This is a genomic window from Granulicatella elegans (assembly GCF_020735385.1).
Classification (GTDB): Bacteria; Bacillota; Bacilli; order Lactobacillales; family Aerococcaceae; genus Granulicatella; species Granulicatella elegans_B.
This window is the reverse complement of sequence record NZ_CP085953.1, coordinates 1,354,224-1,376,710: the sequence shown is the minus strand read 5'-3', so window position 1 is coordinate 1,376,710 and position 22,487 is coordinate 1,354,224. Positions and strand designations below refer to the sequence as shown.

General features: G+C 32.8%; 21 protein-coding genes. 1 reads left to right on the top strand and 20 read right to left on the bottom strand.

Annotated elements, in window-relative coordinates:
* Positions 1-14 precede the first annotated feature (14 nt).
* The 16 genes from LK443_RS06860 to glgB all read right to left on the bottom strand — a co-directional run bounded on the left by LK443_RS06860 (position 15) and on the right by glgB (position 12,723).
* Complete coding sequence (locus LK443_RS06860) at positions 15-536, bottom strand: cysteine hydrolase family protein (RefSeq protein WP_227931197.1); 522 nt, start codon at positions 534-536, stop codon at positions 15-17.
* Positions 533-1,210, bottom strand: coding sequence for a YoaK family protein (locus tag LK443_RS06855; RefSeq protein WP_227931196.1), 678 nt, complete (start codon positions 1,208-1,210; stop codon positions 533-535). The genes LK443_RS06860 and LK443_RS06855 overlap by 4 nt, the downstream gene beginning before the upstream one ends.
* Positions 1,211-1,220: 10 nt before the next feature.
* Positions 1,221-1,433, bottom strand: a complete 213-nt coding sequence (locus LK443_RS06850; RefSeq protein WP_265416413.1) for a DUF1294 domain-containing protein — start codon at positions 1,431-1,433, stop codon at positions 1,221-1,223.
* Positions 1,434-1,491: 58 nt separating this feature from the next.
* Entirely contained in the window at positions 1,492-1,773 is a 282-nt protein-coding gene (locus tag LK443_RS06845; RefSeq protein ID WP_227931194.1) for a glutaredoxin, read from the bottom strand.
* A 12-nt stretch (positions 1,774-1,785) separates the two neighbouring features.
* Positions 1,786-2,190 carry a ribonuclease HI family protein gene (locus LK443_RS06840; protein ID WP_227931193.1) on the bottom strand — a complete coding sequence of 135 codons (405 nt, stop codon included), beginning with the start codon at positions 2,188-2,190 and terminating at the stop codon, positions 1,786-1,788.
* Positions 2,187-2,399, bottom strand: coding sequence for a cold-shock protein (locus tag LK443_RS06835; RefSeq protein ID WP_227932464.1), 213 nt, complete (start codon positions 2,397-2,399; stop codon positions 2,187-2,189). The genes LK443_RS06840 and LK443_RS06835 overlap by 4 nt, the downstream gene beginning before the upstream one ends.
* A gap of 99 nt (positions 2,400-2,498) precedes the next feature.
* Positions 2,499-3,410, bottom strand: a complete 912-nt coding sequence (locus tag LK443_RS06830) for a hypothetical protein (RefSeq protein ID WP_227931192.1) — start codon at positions 3,408-3,410, stop codon at positions 2,499-2,501.
* A 41-nt stretch (positions 3,411-3,451) separates the two neighbouring features.
* Positions 3,452-3,802 (bottom strand): DUF2187 domain-containing protein, encoded by a 351-nt coding sequence (locus tag LK443_RS06825; protein ID WP_227932463.1) that lies wholly within the window; start codon positions 3,800-3,802, stop codon positions 3,452-3,454.
* Between the two features lie 195 nt (positions 3,803-3,997).
* Positions 3,998-4,636: an endonuclease III gene (gene nth / locus LK443_RS06820; protein WP_227931191.1), complete on the bottom strand. Its 639-nt coding sequence runs from the start codon at positions 4,634-4,636 to the stop codon at positions 3,998-4,000.
* Positions 4,637-4,649: 13 nt separating this feature from the next.
* On the bottom strand, positions 4,650-5,342 hold the full coding sequence (locus LK443_RS06815; protein ID WP_227932462.1) for a DnaD domain-containing protein: 693 nt from the start codon (positions 5,340-5,342) through the stop codon (positions 4,650-4,652).
* Positions 5,343-5,405: 63 nt separating this feature from the next.
* Positions 5,406-6,707: an asparagine--tRNA ligase gene (asnS, locus tag LK443_RS06810; protein ID WP_227932461.1), complete on the bottom strand. Its 1,302-nt coding sequence runs from the start codon at positions 6,705-6,707 to the stop codon at positions 5,406-5,408.
* Between the two features lie 29 nt (positions 6,708-6,736).
* A complete protein-coding gene (locus tag LK443_RS06805) occupies positions 6,737-7,924 on the bottom strand; it encodes a pyridoxal phosphate-dependent aminotransferase (RefSeq protein ID WP_227931190.1) in 1,188 nt (395 codons plus the stop codon).
* Positions 7,925-7,936: 12 nt separating this feature from the next.
* Positions 7,937-8,371, bottom strand: coding sequence for a DUF5590 domain-containing protein (locus LK443_RS06800; RefSeq protein WP_227931189.1), 435 nt, complete (start codon positions 8,369-8,371; stop codon positions 7,937-7,939).
* Between the two features lie 170 nt (positions 8,372-8,541).
* On the bottom strand, positions 8,542-9,654 hold the full coding sequence (glgD, locus tag LK443_RS06795) for a glucose-1-phosphate adenylyltransferase subunit GlgD (protein ID WP_227931188.1): 1,113 nt from the start codon (positions 9,652-9,654) through the stop codon (positions 8,542-8,544).
* Position 9,655: 1 nt separating this feature from the next.
* Positions 9,656-10,828, bottom strand: a complete 1,173-nt coding sequence (locus tag LK443_RS06790) for a glucose-1-phosphate adenylyltransferase (protein ID WP_227931187.1) — start codon at positions 10,826-10,828, stop codon at positions 9,656-9,658.
* Positions 10,829-10,869: 41 nt separating this feature from the next.
* A complete protein-coding gene (glgB, locus tag LK443_RS06785; protein ID WP_227931186.1) occupies positions 10,870-12,723 on the bottom strand; it encodes a 1,4-alpha-glucan branching protein GlgB in 1,854 nt (617 codons plus the stop codon).
* A 284-nt stretch (positions 12,724-13,007) separates the two neighbouring features.
* On the opposite strand from glgB, the gene LK443_RS06780 reads away from it, so the two are divergent.
* Positions 13,008-14,858, top strand: a complete 1,851-nt coding sequence (locus LK443_RS06780; RefSeq protein WP_227931185.1) for a glycoside hydrolase family 13 protein — start codon at positions 13,008-13,010, stop codon at positions 14,856-14,858.
* Positions 14,859-14,910: 52 nt separating this feature from the next.
* Here LK443_RS06780 and LK443_RS06775 read toward each other — a convergent pair whose 3' ends face one another.
* From LK443_RS06775 to LK443_RS06760, 4 genes are all read right to left on the bottom strand, one after another.
* Positions 14,911-15,603, bottom strand: coding sequence for a DUF554 domain-containing protein (locus LK443_RS06775; protein ID WP_227931184.1), 693 nt, complete (start codon positions 15,601-15,603; stop codon positions 14,911-14,913).
* 203 nt (positions 15,604-15,806) lie between these two features.
* Complete coding sequence (locus tag LK443_RS06770) at positions 15,807-18,200, bottom strand: glycogen/starch/alpha-glucan phosphorylase (RefSeq protein WP_227931183.1); 2,394 nt, start codon at positions 18,198-18,200, stop codon at positions 15,807-15,809.
* Between the two features lie 20 nt (positions 18,201-18,220).
* Complete coding sequence (glgA, locus tag LK443_RS06765) at positions 18,221-19,639, bottom strand: glycogen synthase GlgA (RefSeq protein ID WP_227931182.1); 1,419 nt, start codon at positions 19,637-19,639, stop codon at positions 18,221-18,223.
* A 173-nt stretch (positions 19,640-19,812) separates the two neighbouring features.
* On the bottom strand, positions 19,813-22,440 hold the full coding sequence (locus tag LK443_RS06760; protein ID WP_227931181.1) for a helicase C-terminal domain-containing protein: 2,628 nt from the start codon (positions 22,438-22,440) through the stop codon (positions 19,813-19,815).
* Positions 22,441-22,487: the final 47 nt, after the last annotated feature.

The following is a 22,487-nucleotide window of genomic DNA, read 5'->3' as shown; positions in this document are numbered from 1 at the left end:
TTTTCACCTACACTTTATTCTACCACATTCACTTGGCACATTTTCATAGCTTCCAATGCTTGCTGATGAGTTTGAGGGGTAACCCCTGCACATGAAGTCGAGCTTACATGAATCGGTACTTCAGGAAAGTTAGCTTTTGCTAATAAGACATTGCTAATGACACAAATATCTGTACATAAACCTAAAAATGTAATAGAGCTAATGGAAGGAATTTCCTTTAATAATTCCATTAATGTTGTCGATCCAAAAGTAGGTTTTTCAACGCCAACAGCTTCTTTTTCTATTAGAGCTTCTTGTACGGTTGCATCTAATTGCCAACCTGGAGTTCCTTTGACACAGTGAACGACTGGTAATTTTTTCCCTTCTTCTGTTTCTAAATAATTTTCATGATGAGTATCCAAAGTATAAAATACTTTACCAGAAAACTCTCGAATCATTGTCACTACATTAGGAACAATGGCTACTGCTTCTTTTGTTCCCAATACTCCATCGACAAAATCTTTTTGCATATCCACTACAACTAAAATATCGGTCATGCTTCTTCCTCCAACAAATGATAATATACATATAAATGACGGAATAAGAAATAATATCCACCTACAAATACATAACTAAGACTAATGACAAATAGTAATAATTCTTTAGACCAAGTTGCTATTTCAAATGCTAATGCTCCGCCAAATAAAAAGAACAACATACTTAAACTATAAAAAATTATTTTTATTTTATCCTTACGATGACCTCTTAGACATCTACCAATCGCAAATCCTGTATCCGTTAAATAGCCCGTAAAATGAGAGGTTCTTACAATCATCCCACGGTAATAAATAAACATACCATTTTGAACCCCGACTGTAAAAGCTAATTGATAAATCCATAAAACTTCTAATTGTAACCAAAAACTGATTCCTAATAACAAACCTAATACAATCAGTAATATTCCATATCGGTTTGCAAAGCGGAAAACTTTTTCAGAAAAAATCATTCCACAACAAACTCCACCTACTAAGAAACTAATAATAATCGATAGTAATGTAAGTGCATGACTTGTTTCACCTGACATCGCATGGATTAATACTCCTGAAACATTCCCCGTCATATGAGTAGTAGGCTTTTCATACAATAATAATGTTGTAATATTTACGAATCCTGAAAGGGCACTTAGAAGTCCAATCCATATTGCAAATAATATTCCTTTTTGTTGCTTCATCTCTTCCCCCTTAAAATTGTTGCGTAAAATATAGGAAAGCAATTCCCCAACAAAACACATTGATTCCATAACAAATGGTAAAATAAATTCGGTGAGTTTTATGGTGAAAAACGAGCATTCCTAGTATTCCACCGAATCCTCCACCAATCAGTCCTAATGTTAATAATCTTCTCTCGGGTATTCGCCATTTATTTCGTCTGGCAGCCCGTTTATCCATTCCCATTAAAATGAATAAGAAAAGATTCACCCCTAAAAAATAACCTAACAGTATAATGGGCAGATTACTCAACTGGTACAGCCTCACAACTTGTTCCATTTAATTGACCAATTTCAAAAATATATTGACCTGTTTTAGTCACTAAACATGGAATACCAATCATTCCCCATTGTTTACGACCTTCAAATTGTGGTTTATCATCTCTTAAACGAATAAATTCTTTTAAATTTACTATACTTGCAGTGATATCTACCTCACGATAGCTAATATTTTGTTTTTGTAACTCCTCTACAAAAGCTTTAGTATCTGGACATAAGCTACTAAAATATAATACATGTTCTTCCATTTTTAAAACTCCCTATCTTCCTAGGTTTTGTTGTAAAGCTTGTCTTGCTAATTGATCAGCACCTCGGTTTTCTTTTTCAGGAATCCATTCTAAAAATAATTGTGGAAAATTCTTTCGTTCTCTCTGAACTTTTTTTAGAATCTCTTGGTAAGCTACTTGTTTGGTATAATTTTTTCCAATCGCCATCATCGCAAATTTCGAATCAGAATTCAAAAATATCACTTCATGATGCCATTCTTTTTCCTGAAGAATCAATAATGCACGATAAATTGCCCATAATTCTGCTTGATGATTATCCATTAATTGGTCAGAATTTTCCTTAAATAAAAATTGTTGTTTTTGATACAAAATTTCAATTCCAATTCCAACTTTACCTGGATTACCATTGACAGCGGCATCCGTTCTTACTCGAATCATTCTGATTCTATCACCCGAACTCCTGTTGCTTGAAGACCATGAGCACCCCTTGCAACTTCAAATTCAACCATTTGTCCTTCTTTTAACGTTTTAAATCCTTCAGATAAAATTCCTGTAAAGTGAACAAACACATCTTCCTTTGTATCAGTGACAGAAATAAAACCATAGCCTTTTTCATTGCTAAACCATTTTACGATTCCTTTTTTCATCATGAAACCCTCCACCCTTTCCTATTCTCAGACAGCTTTTATCTCATTATATACGTTCTATTTCTTTTTTTAAAATGATTTGTTTCAAGTCTATTTTCATCATCTATTTTCTCGAAATTCTTCGTATTGTTTGATAAAAGTAGCATCATCATAAAATAAACTTTGCATTAAGTCTTCTCTTTCTGAAAAATAATCCATCCATTCTTCAAATGAAGTTATATACTCCTCTTGAAACGGATGTAATCGAATGAAATCTTGTTTCCATTTTTGATCTAATACCATAGTTTCTTCCATTGAAAAAGAACCCATCAACTCATTTAATAACACAGCTTCTTCTTTATATAAGCGTGATATAGAAATCGGAAACAGTTTATTTCGTTCTATCAGTTTCATTTCTCCATTCCATAATAATTGGATTGTATTAAGCGTTCCAGAATCCAACCATTCATCTAATAAAATAGCTTTATCAAACATGGGCATCTTTGAATGAATTAAAAATAACTGAATCACGAATTCTTTTTGAGGTAATGTTGAATCAATTAATACTTGAGTCATATAATGAATTTCCTCTACAGAAAAATTCTTATTCGGTGATTGTAACACTTCCCCAATTTCTTGTAACTGCTGAACTTTCTCTTGTTCATTTTTTAATTTTTGATTCATCACTTTTAGTTGAAGATCGTTAATCCATGGATACTGTAACTGTTCAGACTGTTTCAGAGATACTTCCACTTCTTCCAATCGATTCATACAGATTAATGCTTCTAAATAAGCAGATAAATATTTTTCTTCCTTCAATTCAAACTCTTCTACGAGCCAAATCATTTCATTCCAATCTTGACTACGACATAGTAAAATCCATAATTCATCTAATAATTGATCTGAACGAGTCTTAATATAGCCTTTTTCTAACCAATCAATAGCACCGATTAAATCATCTTCTTTTTGACATTGAGTTGCTTTTTGAATATAAAATTCTTCTTGATTTGGAAATTCAATTGTATTTCCCATCTTTTTCCTCCTCTTTAAAAGAAAAACAGACTAATCCAAGATTAGTCTGCCTTAGCATCATCCGGTAAAAATTCAATAATATCTTTAAAATTCACGATGGTGCGGTCTTCACAAATATCTTTCATAACGGTCGTAGAAGATTCCCAGTCAATAATCACGACTGCACTATTTGAAAGTAACTTATAAATCTCACCATACATTTGCTGTTCTCTAAACGTAAAATGAATTCGGTCTCCTACATCAGGTCGAATAGAATCTTTTACTCGTTTAATGACAACAAGAACTTCATCATAAGAAACACCCAATATATGTGCAATACGAGATTTGCTAGTTCCTTTACGAAGTTCTGTTTCAACGATTCCTTGAACTTTCTTTGTCACTTTAAGTGCCATCCCTATCGCCTCTTCCCGCGTGTCTTCCAAATCCAACACATCTGCAATATTACTAAGTTCAGTATAGCACATTAAACGTTAATTGTCAGTTAAAAAATCTCAAAATCATTGTTATTATGACATTTTCAAGCTATAAAAGGGAAGTTGTTGGGAATTTTTGTTAACGTTTTATTAATCATATTAGTTTACGATTTATTACACTTCTCTTTGACCAAAAGCACACATTTCTAATAAGGGACATTCATGGCATTTTGGTTTTCGAGCAATGCAGTGATATCTTCCAAAGAAAATCATCCAATGATGTGCTCTAGACCATAATTCTTTTGGAATTTTACGACATAAAGTTTCTTCTACTTCTAATACGGTATCTTTTTGTCTACAAATTTGGAGACGTTTTGAAATTCTTTCAACGTGTGTATCTACTGCAAATGCTGGAATATTAAAAGCAACACTCATGACTACATTGGCAGTTTTTCTGCCTACACCTGCTAAACTCACTAATTCTTCTCTTGTTTGAGGAACTTCTCCATTAAAGCGTTCCATTAGTTGCTGCGCACAAAGTCTAATATTTTTTGCTTTATTTCGATACAATCCTAATGACTGAATACATTCAATCACTGATTCTTCACTCGCCTCCGCTAGATGCGCAGGAGTTGGACATCTCTCAAATAATTTTGGTGTTACTTTATTGACACCGACATCGGTTGCTTGCGCACTTAGAATCGTAGCAATCAATAGTTCAAAAGCATTGCGATGACTTAACTCACAATGAGCATCCGGAAATAAATCTCCCATCGTTTGAACTGCTTCAATCGTTTTTGTTTTTGATAACATTGTCTTCCCCCCATTAATCCAACCAATTATCTAATGGAACTAGAGGAATTGGTGTTGTATCTTTTGGTTTTGCAGTGAAATTGCCATTTCTCGTACGATTCTTATCTTGAATCACTTGTTGAACCGTTTTGAACCCTTTTCTTTGCCATGTTAGCAAGATTTTATCCATATATTTTAACGTAAATACTTGGTTTAATACCGCTTCTTTTAAAGCTGCTAAAATTAACTCGTACGAATATTCATCTTTGTCAATCCAACTTTTTATCATTTGAATTTCATAGGAACTAATCGGTCTTCCAAATTCTTTTTCAATGACAAAAATTAAATTGGGCTTCTCTTTCTCTTCTTTTTTAGCCACTTCTTGTCGATATAAAATTTCTAATTGTTGAAATAACGGCGCTAAACTATAGTACTCTTCCCTTTTCCCTTCATCATTTTCTTTTTGGGTAACAGATACCACTTGTCGATCTAATAAATGCTGAATGATTTGGAATAAAGTATTTTCACTAATGGAAAACACCTCACAGACTTCTTCTACATTCAATGGAAAATATTCTGAAGCGGAATGTTGTAACCACCAAGAAAGCATTAAGCATTCTTGTGCCGTTAATTGTAATTGTTGATAATATCGGATGAATGGATTTGGAACGGTTGTTCCTCCTTGATACATCCAAAATTGTTGAAATGTTTGTTCCAAAATTTTCACCTCTTTTTCTGACATAAAAACCGATTTCTAGAAATTCTAAAAATCGGTTTGAAATTGTCTATTTTATGGGAAAATACGGTTTAATAAACGTGGGAATGGAATTGCTTCACGAATATGTTTCGTTCCTGCAACGAATGTTACCATTCTTTCTAACCCTAGTCCGAATCCTGCGTGAGGAACTGAACCATATTTTCTTAAATCTAAGTAGAATGCATAATCATCTGGATTTAAGCCATTCTCTTTAATTTTTTCATATAACTTATCATAGTCTACTTCACGTTCAGAACCACCGATAATTTCTCCATATCCTTCTGGAGCTAATAAGTCCGCACAAAGTACACGGCTTTCATTACCAGGTACTGGCTTCATGTAAAATGCTTTGATATTCGAAGGATAATTCATCACAAATGTTGGCACTCCAAAATGATTTGAAATCCAAGTTTCGTGTGGAGAACCAAAATCATCTCCGTGTTCTAAATGTTCATAATCTGTATCTTCATCTGCTTCATGAGCTTTTAGTAAGTCAATCGCTTCATCATAAGAAATACGTTTAAATGGTTCACTGACATATTTCTTCAATAATTCTACATCTCTTTCTAATGTTTCAAGAGCATGAGGAGCACGGTCTAAAACTCCTTGAATTAATGCTTTTACATAAGCTTCTTGTAAATCTAATGATTCATCATGAGTCACGAATGGATATTCAGCATCCATCATCCAGAATTCTGTTAAGTGACGACGAGTTTTTGATTTTTCAGCACGGAATACTGGACCAAAGTCAAAAACTGGTCCGAAGGCCATTGCACCTGCTTCTAAGTATAATTGTCCTGATTGAGATAGGAATGCTGGATCTCCAAAATAATCTGTTTCAAATAATTCAGTTGTATTTTCTGCTGCATTTCCAGATAAAATTGGGCTATCAAATTTAATAAATCCATTTTGATCAAAGAATTCATATGAAGCATAAATAATAGCGTTACGAATTTGCATAATGGCATGTTGTTTACTTGAACGCAACCATAAATGACGGTGATCCATTAAGAAATCAGTACCGTGTTCTTTTGGTGTAATTGGATATTCATGACTTTCCCCAATCACTTCTAATCCTGTTACTAATAATTCATACCCTAATTTTGAACGAGTATCTTCTTGAACAACTCCTGTTACATAAACAGCTGTTTCTTGTGTTAATGATTTAGCAATTTCAAATACTTCTTCAGGAACATCGCTTTTTACAACAATCCCTTGGAAATAAGCTGATCCATCACGTAATTGTAAGAATGCAATTTTCCCACTTGAACGTTTATTAGCTACCCAAGCTCCAATTAAGACTGTTTTTCCAACATAATCTTTTGCTTGGTTCATTCTGATTTTTTCCAAAATAATCCCTCTTTCTACAAATAATTTCTAACAAATTGATTGATTCTTTGAGCGGCATTTTTTAGTTCTTCTTCACTACTTGCGCAACTTAATCGCAAGTAACCAGTACAACCGAAGTTTTCACCTGATACAGTCGCCACTCCAACTTCCTCTAGTAATTTTAATGCAAATGCATCTGAAGTTTCAACTCCAACTATTTTCATTGCTTCTTGAATATTAACAAATAGATAAAAAGCTCCACCTGGTTTCACACATGACATTCCAGGAATTTCCTGAATGAGTGCATGGAATAATTCAATTCTCTTTTGGAATTGAAGGCGCATCGCTTCTTTATCTTCTTGTAAATCTTCCTGAAAAGCACGAATTGCAGCATATTGAACGACTGCAGCTGGATTACTCGTTGTATGACTAGTTAAATCATTCAATGCACGAATCACTTCCACTGGACCGAAAGCATATCCTAATCTCCACCCCGTCATTGCAACAGATTTTGATAATCCATTAATGACTAATGTATTATTTTGAATTTCTTCAGATAGACTTGCCACGCTAATACTTGGCACATCATGTACTAATTCGTAATAAATCTCATCAGCGATAACAAATACTTGATGATTTAATGCCCATTGACTAATTTCATATAATTCTTCTTTTAAATACGTTAATCCTGTTGGATTAGAAGGAGAATTTAAAATTAATACCTTTGTTTTTTCTGTTAAAGCTTTTTCTAACAAATCTACGGTTAATTTAAAGGCATTTTCCTCACTTGTTTCTACAAAGACCGGAACACCTTGAGCTAATGTTATTTGCTCTGCATAACTCACCCAATAAGGAACTGGAACTAACACTTCTTCTCCTGGATCAATTAATGTTTGAAACGCAGAATATAACGCAAACTTCGCTCCAGCAAAAACAGCTACTTGTTGCTTATCAATTTTCACACCATCTTTTCTTAAATGAAAATCACTAATCGCTTGTTTTAATGCATCTAATCCTAAAGTAGGTGTGTAATGATCGGTTTCATGTTTTAATAATGATTCAATTGCTGCTTTTGTAATTTTTTCAGGTGTATTAAAATCAGGCTCACCAATTGATAAGCTAATAATATCTTTTCCTGATGCTTTTAATTCTCTTGCTTTTTGTGTCATCGCTAAAGTTCCCGAAGGAAGAATTTTAGAGACACGTTCTGAGATTTTTACCATAATAACCTACCTTTAAATATTTTCAATATCTTTAATCCATTGTCCATTTTTGGCGGAAATATAATAATATCCAATTCGTTTATTGCTTGTTCGATAATTGACTTCCCAAACTGGTTCGTCTTTTATCATTCCCAATCTTGCTTCTAAAATCTCATCTGTATGTTTCGCTTGTTTTGTGATTGAGCGCGCTTCTTGTTCATTAATAACAGCATCCTGTTGTAATACGGTTACTTCTTTCTTGTCCGGAGAAACAATCGCATATAATTGTTGACCTTCTGTCGTAATTCCAGCTAATGAATAATAAGTTTCTTCCGTATTAAACCAATAAAAAGCTGTAATTTTTGTAAATTGAACTTTTTGTGCTGCAATTTCCAATGCCAAATCTTTAGCCTTTAATCGTTCTGATTGACTAAGATAAAATATTCGAGCAGCTCCAAAAAAAATCACTAAAAACGTGCAGACGAAAAGCAATATCGTACGTCTTCTCATGGATGCACAACCTTTTCTAATTTTTAAATTCAGATAATTTTATTATACGATAAGCCAGTAAAAAGCACCAGTATTTTATAGTGACAAGCAAAAAAAGATAGCTCCCAAACTGGAAGCTATACTAAACATTACACACATTTATTTTTTTCTACAATGACTTGACATTCACTTGTTCCTAATAATTCTTTATCTTCAGGAACTTCAATGCTTTTATCCGTTATAACGTAATTTAGTTTTGCACCTTTTTTAATAATGGAGTCTGCCATAATAATGCTGTTTTTTACAACTGCTCCTTCTTCAATAATAACATCACGGAAAATAATACTATTTTCAACAGTACCATTAATACTAGAACCATCCCCTAATAATGAACGCTTCACTTTAGAATGTTCTCCATAATGAGTCGGAACACTATCTTGTACACGTGTTAAAATCTCAACTCCGCTATCAAATACGGCTGTCAATGTTTCTGGCTTTAATAAATCTTGATTAAAGTCAAAATAATCTTTTACGCTATTGATGACTTTTGAATACCCTTTAATTTCATACGCATAAACATTTAAAGTATCTAAATTTTTAGAAACATAATCGCGTAAAATATCTTCCCAACCTAAAGTCATTCCCTTTTTAATAATGCCATTTAACAATTCTTTTTTCATAATATAAATTTTAGCTTGAGTCGCACATTTTTCTCTGCCACCATTAAAATGATATAACGTTTCATACACTTTATAATCTTTGTCAAAAATAATCTGAGATTCGCCAATTTCAGGCTTGCGATAGTGATACGCAACCGTAATATCAGATCCAGTGTCGAGATGATATTGGAACATTTCTTTAAAATCTATATTCCCAATAATATTCGTATCAGCCAAAATACAATACTCTTCACTTAAATCTTCCGTATAAACCATTGTATTGACTAACGCTTCAATTTTATTTTGAGGAATACGATTTGATAAATAATTCGATAATGGCGTAATTAATGTTAAGCCACTATTTTTTCTGTTTAAATCCCAATCTTTTCCCCAGCCTACATGGTCTCTTAAAGATTTATAATTATGATTTGTTACTATTCCAATATTGTCAATTCCTGATTTTACTAAAGACGATAACATAAAGTCTACTAAACGATATCTGGAACCGACCGGTAGAGAAGCTAAAGTTCTTAAACGAACTAATCCGTGTAAATCATCTTGTCTATAGTTATCTGCAAATAAAATCGCAAAAGCTTTTATCATTTTAGCATCCTCCCGCTTTCTTCGGTTCAGTGACGACTTCATTGCGTCCAATTACCGTAATCATATCTTTTCCTAATTCAATTTTTTCGTGACCGATAGATACGCCTGCTTTAATCACTGCTCCTTCGGCTACAATTGAGTGATAGACAGTTGCTCCTTTTTCAATCGTGACATTTTGCATAATAATACTATCTTTTACAACAGCTTCTTCTGCAATGACCACTCCAGAAGAAATAATTGAATCTTTTACTTGTCCAAAGACTAAAGTTCCATCAGAAATCATTGAAGATTGAACATCAGCATGTTCTCCTAAATATTGAGGTAAACGTCCTTCATGGCGATAATAAATTCTCCACGTTTTATCATCAATATCAAACGCTTCACGAGATTTAATTAAATCCATATTCGCTTCCCATAAACTTTCAATCGTACCTACATCTTTCCAATATCCTTCAAATGGAAATGCATAAATTTTCTTTTCTTCTTCTAATAACATTGGAATAATGTTCTTTCCGAAATCTTTTTCACTTTCTGGATTTGCTTCATCTCGAATTAAGTATTCACGTAATACTCTCCAATTGAAAATGTAAATCCCCATTGAAGCTTTAGTAGAAATTGGATTTTTTGGTTTTTCTAAAAATTCCACAATTCTCAAATCTTCATCTGTATTCAAAATCCCAAAACGATGAGCTTCTTCCATTGGGACATTAATATGGGCAATCGTTAAATCTGCCTCTTTTTCCTTATGGAAATCTAACATTTTGTTGTAATTCATTTTATAAATATGATCACCTGATAAAATTAACACATATTCAGGTTCATATTGTTCAATATACTTAATATTTTGGTAGATTGCATGTGCTGTTCCTTTATACCATTCTCCAGTTTTACCAGCAGTATAAGGAGGTAAAATAGACAATCCTCCATCCGTTCTATCTAAGTCCCATGGTTGTCCGTTTCCCATATAGGAATTTAATTCCAAAGGTTTAAATTGTGTTAAAACCCCTACTGTTGAAATTCCAGAATTTGCACAATTGGACAATGGAAAGTCAATAATACGATACTTTCCACCATACGGTACTGCAGGTTTTGCCATATCTTGCGTTAAGACTTGTAATCTAGTCCCCTGGCCTCCTGCTAATAACATTGCAACCATTTCTTTCTTTCTTGCCATCTGTTTATCCCCCACATTATTATTTTTTCAGAATAAAATATTTATTTTTTCTCAAGATACATTGTTGAGAATGCTGGTATCGTCAATTGAAGTGTATATGGGAATTCTCCACATTGTTGTTGTTTTGTTTTTAAATTTCTATTAATAATGCCTTGTCCGCCAAATTTTTTAGCATCTGAATTTAATGCCATTTTATAGCTTCTTTCATCATGGAATCCAATAGAATATTGTTCCCAATTTTCTCCAGAAAAATTAGAAATGACAAGTACTTCTTGACCATCAGCAGCTTTTCTTGAAAAAGCAAATACATTATGAGAAGCATCATCGACTACATGCCATTCAAATCCTTCCCAGCCTCCATCTTGTTGCCAAAGAGCTGGTGTTTTACGATAATACTGATTCAATTCTTGAGCGAATCGATGCGCATTATAATGAGAAGGGAAATCTAATAACATCCAATCTAATTCTTTATTTTCATCCCATTCGATAAATTGGGGAATTTCTGTTCCCATAAAGGTTAATTTTTTACCTGGATGAGCAAACATATATCCTAAAAATGTTTTATAATTAGAAAATTTATCATCATAACCAACTGGGAATTTATCTAATAATGATTTTTTCAAATGAACGACTTCATCATGAGAAATCGGTAAAATAAAGCTTTCCACAAATGCATAACACATAGAGAACGTTAATTTGTTATGAGACCATTGACGATAAATTGGATTTTCTTCAATATAATCTAAACTGTCATTCATCCATCCCATATTCCATTTGAAGTGGAATCCAAGTCCGCCGTCTTGAATTGGTGCAGTAATTTTCGGATAAGCTGTTGCTTCTTCTGCAATCATCATCACACCTGGATAATTTTCTTGAACATAATAATTTAATGTTTTAAAGAAATCTAGTACTTCTAAATTCTCATTTCCACCGTAAATATTTTTAGCAGCTAAGTGCTGTGGACGGTCATAATCTAAAAACAGCATAGAACTTACTGCATCTACGCGTAATCCATCCAAATGGAATTGTTCAATCCAGTAACAAGCGCTAGAGAATAAGAAGGAACAAACTTCTCCACGTCCATAGTCAAATACTCGTGTTCCCCATGACTTATGTTCTTTTTTACGTTCATCAGAGTATTCATAACAACATTCTCCATCGAATTCATATAAACCATACTCATCTTTTGTAAAATGTCCTGGTACCCAGTCTAAAATAATGCCAATGCCATTTTGGTGAGCTTTATCAATTAAATATTTAAAATCATCTGGAGTTCCGAAACGAGATGTCACAGCAAAGTATCCTGTCACTTGATACCCCCAAGAAGGATCATATGGAAATTCTGTAATTGGCAGTAATTCGATATGCGTATAATGCATTTGCTTTACATATGGAATTAAAGTATCTGCTAATTGACGATAACTTAGAAACTCTCCATTTTTTCCACGCTTCCATGAGCCTAAATGAACTTCATATATATTCATTGGTTGTTGGAAAGGAATGGATCTTTGTTTTAACCATGTTTCATCTTTCCATAAATAATTTTGATCTTCATATACTTTAGAAGCTGATTCTGGACGAGTTTGCGCATGTCTTGCATACGGATCTGCTTTCCACAACACTCTTCCATCGGAAGCTTTAATCACATATTTATAAGAATCATATGGGCGAACATTTGAAACAGTTCCTTCAAAAATACCTTCATTATTGATTCTTGTTAATTCATGAACTGTTGGTTCCCATCCACAAAAATCACCCGAAACAAAAACCGCTTGAGCATGTGGCGCCCAGACTCTAAAGGTACATTGATTGCCATCAAGAAACGAACCAAAAAATTCATACGTCCGAAAGTTTTTCCCCTCATGAAATAAATATTTATCCAAAGAATAATCCATAGAAATATCCTCCTTTTTATCAATACGTTTTACTTTTCACAAAAAGCGTTTTCATTTTCTGCTAATAAAAAAAGCGCTATTTCATTTGTTTCTGTTTACTTATGGGTTAATTATAGCATAAGGTTGTGACTTTTCGTATATTTTTTTCATTTTTCCACAAAAAAGTAAAGCGTTTTATCTTTTTGAGATGTTTCAAATTCTTTTTCGCACAAACTATTTCTTTTTTTATCATTTTATACTACAATTAATTTAATATTGCTTATAAAAAGAAAGGAAGATATTTCTTGATTCAATTTAATCCTCTTCAAGATAAATATCCAAAAGGTGCAGTCTCTTCTTCTCAAGACATTCTTTTTGAAGTATGGGTTCACCAAGATTTTTATTTTAAACAAATTTCATTAAACTTATTGAATGATTTTACACAACAAAAATATATTTATACATTGGAACCAACTGATGTATTAAAAGAACAATTTCGTAAATATATTGCCAACATTCCAGCATTAGAAACTGGACTTTATTTTTACGATTTTGAAATCACATTTGATGATTCTATCGGATATTTGAAAAAACATGAATTTAATGCTGTCTTTACTATGGAAGAACAGTCTTATGCTTCATGGCAATTAACAGTTTATGATGCGGACTTCCAAACACCAGACTGGATGAAAGGAAGTATTATGTATCAAATTTTCCCAGACCGCTTTAAGAAGAGTGCTCATTATCAAGCAACCGTTGCTGCGAATGAAGATATGCGTATTAGACATGACGACTGGAATGCTATTCCTTATTCTTCTATTACACATGAAGATTATCGTGCACAAGATTTCTTTATGGGAAATTTAAAAGGGATTCATGAAGAATTACCTTACTTTAAACAATTGAAGATTGATAGTATTTACTTAAATCCGATTGTTGAAAGCTCTGAAAATCATCGCTACTCTACTTCTGATTACTTTAATGTGGATCCTTATTTAGGAACTGTTCAAGACTTTAAAGATTTATGCAAAGATTTTAAAGAACAAGATATTCGGATTACATTAGATGGAGTATTTAGCCATACGGGTGCAGATAGTATATATTTCAATCGTTATGGACATTATGACAGTATAGGAGCTTTTCAATCTCAAGATTCTCCTTATTATCCATGGTTTACGTTTAATGAGTTTCCAAATGTGTATCAATCATGGTGGGGATTCACAAATTTACCAACTGTTATCAAAGAAAATAAGGAGTATCAAGAATTTATGTTCAATGCTAAAAATGGTGTTATTCCTTATTGGCAACGTTTAGGTATTAGCGGATGGCGAATTGATGTAGCCGATGAATTTCCTGATTGTTTCATTGATCAATTAAGAAAGTCTGCTAAACAAGAAGATCCAGATTGCTTCTTATTAGGAGAAGTTTGGGAAGATGCTACGACAAAATTCTCTTACAACACAAGAAGAAGATATTTCTTAGGAAAACAATTCGATAGTGTGATGAATTATCCTTGGAGAAATGCGATTATTCGCTATGTTAAACATAAAGATGCCCGTCAGTTTTCTCTTGCTTTACTAGAGTTATTAGAAAACTATCCAAAACCCGCATTAGATGTTTTAATGAACTTATTATCGAGCCATGATACAGAAAGAATTTTAACGATTTTAGCGTTTGACAAACCCGAAGAATTCCCTATTGAAAAACGACCAGATTATAAACTGACTGCTAGTGAATATCAATTAGCAAAAGAAAGATTCTTTGTCGCATCCTTTATTCAATTTACTCTTCCTGGTGTTCCTTGTATTTACTATGGAGATGAAATTGGTATGTATGGCTTTAGAGATCCATATAATCGTATGCCTTTCAAATTCAACGAGAAAGATGATGAAGTATTAGCATTCTATCAAGAATTAACGAACTTTAGACATCAACATCAAGAAGATTTTAAAGCAGACTGTGACATCGTTAAAGTAACAGATGGCTGTATTGCTTATAAACGTGATAAATTACTATGTATTATCAATTTAGATGATTCTGCTCATTTCCTTGCAAACTATTCAGGAGATAGCCTTTACCAAAAAGGTGAATTTTACCCTACTCCTCACGGAATTGTAGTAGGACCAAATAGTTTTGGAGCGATTGAATTAGCTTAATTTCATACAAAAGAGAGTGAATAGAAATCCTATTCACTCTCTTATTTTTATCTTATCCACGAATGAGACTAAATAATGGAATTAACAGAATCGGTAAAAACATTGCAGGTAAAAAGTTCATGACTTTTATTTTTGTTAATTCTAATAAATTTAATCCCAATGCTACGAGCAATAAAGAACCCACTGCAGACATTGCATAGACAATCGATTCACTTAAATAAGGTGCTACAAATTGAGCGAGAACCATCATTCCCCCTTCATACAAAAGAATGGCTAATGCGGATAACATCACTCCTGCTCCTTTTGTAGTTGTTAGTATAATAGAAGCAAATCCATCAATTAAAGCTTTCGTTATTAAAATACCGTGATTATTTCTCAATCCTGCTTCAAGAGACCCCATTACCGCCATCGCTCCAACACAAAAGATTAATACAGCTGACACAAAACCTTCTGCCAATTGATTTTGAGCCCCCTCTTTTGATAGTTTATCTTGAACCCACTCTGCAAATTTTCGAATATTCTCTTCTAATTGCATCATTTCTCCAAGATATCCTCCTAGTGAAATCGAAACAATTAACAAAATCATATCTTGATCTACTAAAGCTCCTTTTATTCCAATGATAAACGTGATTAATGCAAGACCTTGCATAATATGAGAAGACATCTTTTCAGACATTCCTCGTTTTAAGAATAATCCAATGATTGTACCAATCACAATCGCTATAACATTTATGATTACACCCATTTACTCTAGCTCCTTCTAGAAATACTGCTACAAGTATACCGCTATTAAACTAGAAAATCTATAATAGATTCTTTAGTTTTATAAAAAGAGACTTTTTGCCTAGCCTCCCATATTAAAATAACTTTTCGCAGTAACATTAGACATGAGATTCGCTTTTGCGAAGTCGCCACCGTCCTTCGCTACTTCAGAAAAGTCAATTTCTATTATTTCACTTGGGTAATATGCCAAATTCTGTCCGCATATTCCTTAACAGAACGATCCGCTGAGAAAATACCCGCTTTTGCAGTATTTACTAAACTCATTTTTTGCCATTGTTTTTCATTATTATATGCAGCTTCAATTTGTTGTTGCGCAAGAATATAAGATTCAAAATCAGCTAAACACATAAATGGATCATGATTCAATAAATAATCTACTAAGAAATTAAAGTTCATACCACCAACCGTCATCGTACGAATGAAATCAAGTGTTTGTTTCACTCTTTCAGAACGATTATACCATTCCCAAGGTTTGTATCCTTCTTCTACTAATTGATTCACTTCTTCTGTTTCTAATCCGAAAATTACAATATTGTCTTCTCCCACCGCTTCAAGAATTTCAACATTGGCACCATCTAATGTTCCTAATGTAATGGCTCCATTTAACATCAATTTCATATTCCCAGTACCACTTGCCTCTTTACCCGCTTGAGAAATTTGTTCACTGACATCCGCTGCAGGTAAAATAATTTCTGCAAGACTTACTTTATAATCTGGAATGAAAACTACTTTAATATATTCTCTCACTAATTCATCACTTTCAATTAATTGCGAGATTGAATGAATAAATTTAATAATATTTTTCGCCATATCATATCCAGATGAAGCTTTTGCAGCAAAAATAAATGTTCTTGGTGTTGGTCTTAATCCTTGATATTTAATTGCTTGATATAAATAAACAATATGCAAAGCATTTAATAATTGACGTTTATATTCATGAAGTCTCTTCACTTGTACATCAAAAATAGAATTTGGATTTACCGTAATTCCTAATGTATCTTGAATATAAGCTGCTAATTGTTGTTTCTTCTGATGTTTAATATTTTTTAATGCATGTAAAACTTTCTCATCATCTTGATACTCTAATAATTTAGAAATTTTCGATAAATCTTTGACAAAATCAATTCCAATTAAAGATTCTAAATAATTCGTTAACTCAGGATTAGCTTGTCCTAACCATCTTCTATGTGCAATACCATTTGTCACATTACCAAATTTATCCGGATATAAAGAATAAAATGCACGGAAAGTAGAGTCCACTAAAATATCACTATGCAATTTTGATACACCATTGACATAATGACTACCCACAATGGATAAGTTCGCCATCTTAATCATACCATCATAAATAATCGCTGTTTCTGGTAATGTCATTTCATACCCCATATCAATCACCCATTGACAGAAGCGACGATTAATTTCTTCTATAATAGAATAAATTCTTGGAAGAATTGGTTGGAATAAGTCCACTGCCCATTTTTCTAATGCTTCAGACATAATCGTATGATTTGTATACGCAAATGTTTTCGTAGTGATATCCCATGATTTTTCCCAAGAATAATGATATTCATCAATTAATAATCTCATAAATTCAGCTACTGCCATCGCAGGGTGAGTATCATTAATATGAAGTGCTGCATATTCATGGAAATTCTCTAAAGTTCCATATTCATGATAATGTTTTTTCAATAATTGTTGTAGAGATGCACTAATAAAGAAATATTGTTGTTTAATACGTAATTCTTTTCCTTCTCTTGTGCTATCTGCTGGATATAATAATTTAGAAATAGAAGATGCAATTGCTTCTGCTTCTGAAGAACGAGAATATTCTCCACGTTCAAATAATTTCATATTAAATCCAGTTTTAGCTTTTGCTTCCCACAAACGCAATGTATTAACTGTATCTGTATCATAGCCTGAAATTAATAAATCATATGGTTCTGCTTGAATAGCTGTATAATCTTCATGAGTCACACGGAATCCTTCTGGTGTCATTTCTTCTTTAATATTTCCATAGAAACGAACTTCTACTTCTTCATCACTACGATAAACTAAGCCATATTTCCCTAAATCTAACCAGTGATCTGGAAACTCTTGTTGCCAACCATTATTAATCACTTGTTTAAAAATCCCATATTCATAAAGAATAGAAAATCCTGTTACTGAGTAATCTTGACTTGTTAATGCATCTAAATAACAAGAAGCTAGACGACCTAAACCACCATTTCCAAGACCTGGATCAGGTTCAATTTGATAAATTTCATCTAAAGAAATGTGATATTGGTTCAAATAAGATTCAATTTCTTTTTCAATTCCTAAGTTAAATAAATTATTTCTTAACGTTCTTCCAACTAAAAATTCCATCGACATGTAATATGCACGTTTCACTCTACGTTTTTTTAATTCTTGTTCATATCCGAATTTCTTTTGAGATAAAATCTCACGAACACTTCTCATCATCGCTTCGTAAACTTGACGTTTACTAGCATAATCAATCGTTACGCCAAATTGAATTTGTAATGTTTGTTCCATACGTTTTTGAAAATTTAATGAATTCACAATAAATCACCTTTATCCTTTTATAAAATTGATTGATATAACGAAACATATTGCTTAGCTGATTGATTCCAACTAACATCTTTACTCATTGCTTGAGATACAATAGAAGCCCAATTTTCTTTTTGATAATCGTAGACCTCTTTTGTACGTCTTACTGCATCTAATAAATCTCCTGAATTAAAGCTTTCAAAAGTAAATCCAGTACCATAAACTCCATCAAATGGTTGAACTGTATCATACAATCCACCTACACGATGAACAATTGGAACCGTTCCATAACGCATCGAGATTAATTGTGATAACCCACATGGTTCAGTTTTAGAAGGCATTAAAAATGCATCACACGAAGCATATACTTTTGAAGACATTTCACTTGAGAACATGATTAAACTTCTAACAGCATCATGTCTGCGATATTCTAAGGAACGTAAGGCTGATTCATAGTGTGCATCACCTGTTCCTAAAATCACTAATTGAATTCCTAAGTCTAACAATTGGTCAGCTACATCTAATACTAAATCAATTCCTTTTTGATGGGTTAATCTCGTAACCATTCCTACCATCATCTTGTGAGGATTTTCTTCTAAGGCCATTTGTCTTTGAAAGGCTAATTTATTTTCTACTTTGTCAGATATAGTTGATAATGAATAATTTTTTTCAAGGTGTGAATCTGTTTCTGGATTAAATACATTCGTGTCTAGTCCATTCACGATTCCCACTAATTTTCCTTGTTCCACTTGCAAAATTTTATCTAAACCATATGAAAAATATGGATTTAAAATTTCTTTTGCATATGTTTGACTCACTGTATTCACACGGTTCGCTAATTGAATGGCTCCTTTTAATAAATTCAAATCACCGTTATAAATTAGAGCGTCAAAATATTTATTATCTAATCCAAATAAATTGCCCATCTCGTATGGATTGAATTTCCCTTGAAACTCGATATTATGAATGGAAATGACTGATTTTATGTTTTGATAAAATTCCAAACCTCTTGATTTGAAATCATCTAAATAAATAATCGATAGTGCTGTATGCCAATCATTTGCATTAATGATATCTGGTTGGTAATCAATATGTGGTAAAATTTCTAAAGCAGCTTTAGAAAAGAATGCAAAACGTTCACCATCATCATCTTGTCCATATACGGATGAGCGATTAAAATATTGTTCATTATCAATGAAATAATAAGTAATTCCATCAATTTGACATTCAAAAATACCACAATAGGCATGTCTCCAACCGTACTGTACAAAAATATATTTTTTATATTCTAAAGGAAATTTTTCACGATTGATACTAGAATATAAAGGTAACACCACTCTAGCTTCTACTCCTTCAGCTTGTAATGCTTTTGGAAGCGAACCAATCACATCTCCCAGTCCACCAATTTTTACAAAAGGGGATGCTTCTGCAGCAATAAATAATATTTTCATCCTCATTCTCCTTATAATTGTAATAGGAACTTGCTTCTAATCAGTGTGAAAACGATACACTAATTTCTTCCTATTATACTCTTATTTACAAGATTTTAAACTAAATATTGTTCATTTTTAAACTTTTTTCATTGGATTTCTCAAAAATTACTTGAATACAAAAAACGACAGCATTATAGACTGCCATTTTCTTTGATTGTTTTATGAATTAATTTTCTAAAAGTTTGAGCATAAACCTTTGCTCGATTTGGAATACATTGCATCACTCGATTCGCATATGGAGAATTGATAGAACGTGTATCTAAAATCCATATTTCTGCCTTTTCTTGATGCGGACGATTCATTCTTCCTAATCCTTGATAAAATTGTTGCAACATTTTTTCCAAAGCATAATCTTGGAAATAATGACGATTTTGTAATTTCATTTCCTCAGCAATGACTCTTTGTTCTAATTGCGTAGGATTTGGAAACGGAAGTTTTGGAATGATTAATTGATCAATCGAAACATCTCCGCTATCAAAGCCTTCCCAAAAACTATACACGCCTAATAATAAGACAGATTCTTGTTGTTGAAATTTCCGCTGAACTTTTCTACTAGACTGATTGGTTCGTTGGACTAATAAAGGAATTTCTGGATGTTCTAATAACACTTGTTCCAATTCCTCTAACATTTCAATTGAATGAACTAATACTAGACATCTTCCTTGTTTTCTTTGATAAATTTCTAGTAATTGTTTCGCTAATAAATCCACTCTTTCAGGTGTCACAATGATAGAAGGAGTCGGTAAATCCGTAGGTATCAATACAGTGTGTTCAAAATTTTGATATGTTTTTGGTAAAAATAATCCCTCTTCTGATTTTACAATTGAATGAAATAGTGGCGTGAAGATTGGAATGGTTGCAGAAATCCCAATATACTGATGAATATAGGGTTGAATGTCTCTCCACATTTTTAATGCAGATTTCATACTTTCTAGCTGTAAACTATATTGCCCTTTTTTCAATACATATGAAACTGCTACATATCCCTCTTCTTGTTTTAATAAGAGAACCATTTCTTGAACATTTTTTTGTAAACAAGCATGAGTTTTTTGAACCAGTTCATCATTGCCTTTAAAATCAAATATTAGTTTTAATAAATCAATACAGGCTGATTTTACCGCTGCTAATGTTTGATGATGAATACTCTTCTCCCATTCTTCTGCAGATAGCAATATCACTGAAGTAGGATAACTTTCTTTTCGAATCATTTGCATCCATTCTTCATATAAGTCACAAATCTCAAGTAATCGACGATTAATTTGTCTGGATTGATGTTCTTGAGAACTCGACATTTCTAAATAACTTTCTAAATGATATTCGTTCCACTCCATTTGTATTTGCCATAATGCATCAAATTCTAATAATTTTTGTTCTTGGCTTTCTAAAACATGCTCCAATTGTTGTACTTCATCCATTATCACAATTGGTTTATCAAAATGGTCTCTTTGAGGAACTTGTTTTAAATATTGGACTAAAAACGCTTGGTTTGTAATCACAAGTTTAGCATTTCTCGCATGTCGTATCGCTCTACGATAGAAATCCATTTTAGAAAACTGTCTTTCTTTTCTAGTAATTTTCTTCCATATTTCACGATGGTAAAATAAAGAATTACATTCGGATAAATCTCCTGAAGTTGTATGTGCTAGCCATTTTAATAATCCAATGACTGTTAAAGCACTTTTCTGATTTTGATATTGCTCATATTTTTCTAACACTTCTCTAAATCCAGACAATGAAAGATAATGCTCTTGTCCTTTAACTGTTGAGATTGAAAGTGAGATTCCTAACCCTTCTTCCAATGGTTTTATTTCCTGCTCTAATATTTGTTGTTGTAGTAAAATCGTCGAAGTTGCAATCCATATTGGATGATTTTGTGACTGTACTTGTAAAGACACTAATAAATAAGCTAACGTTTTTCCAAGTCCAGGTTCCGCTTCTACCCAACTAATCGAATGTCCATAATTCAATCGTTCTAACATAAATTCGATTAATTGAACTTGTAAAGGTTGATACTCAATCACCTGTTTTTCTACTAATTGATGATAAAGTTCCAATGCATTCCATTTTTGTGGCTGACTCTCAACTTCCTCTTTTTCAACAATAGGATTCAATGCAAATCCCTCTATAAAAATAAATTCTTTTGAAGCTAATGAAACATTTTGACAACAGTCACGAATCACTTGCCCTGTTTCAGCCATCAAACTATCTGCAAATAATGACATTTGCTGTAAAGTAGGGACAGGCAATTGTTCTAATTCCTCTAAACAGTTTAAAAATAATTGAGCAGTTGCATACGCATCGCTTCCTGCTGAATGAATTTGTTGATGTGGAATCTCTAATAATTGCGTTAAATCTTGCAGACGATAACTCTCAATCGTCGGATAACAAATTTGCGCTAATTGAACAGTATCTACACAGGGAGCACTCCATTCAATTCCTGCTAATTCTCTAAAACTTTCTACTAAGTAGGAATAATCAAAACCAATGTTATGCGCTACAAATGTTTTTCCTTCTAATAATTGAAAAATAGTTGAGGCAATTTCATCAAAATACGGTGCTTGCTTCACTTCTTTCTTGTCGACTCCTGTTAATTGCTGAATATCGTAAGGAATCGTTGTCTCTGGATTGATATACAAATCTACTTGAGTAACAATTTCTCCCTGTTCAATAATGGAACAGCCAAATTGGAAAATTCTTCCACCTTCTTCAAATTTAGGACCCGTTGTTTCTAAATCCACGACTGCATAACTCGTTTTCATTCTCTCACCTACTTTTCTCATAAAATTAGTTTACTAACTCTTTTAGG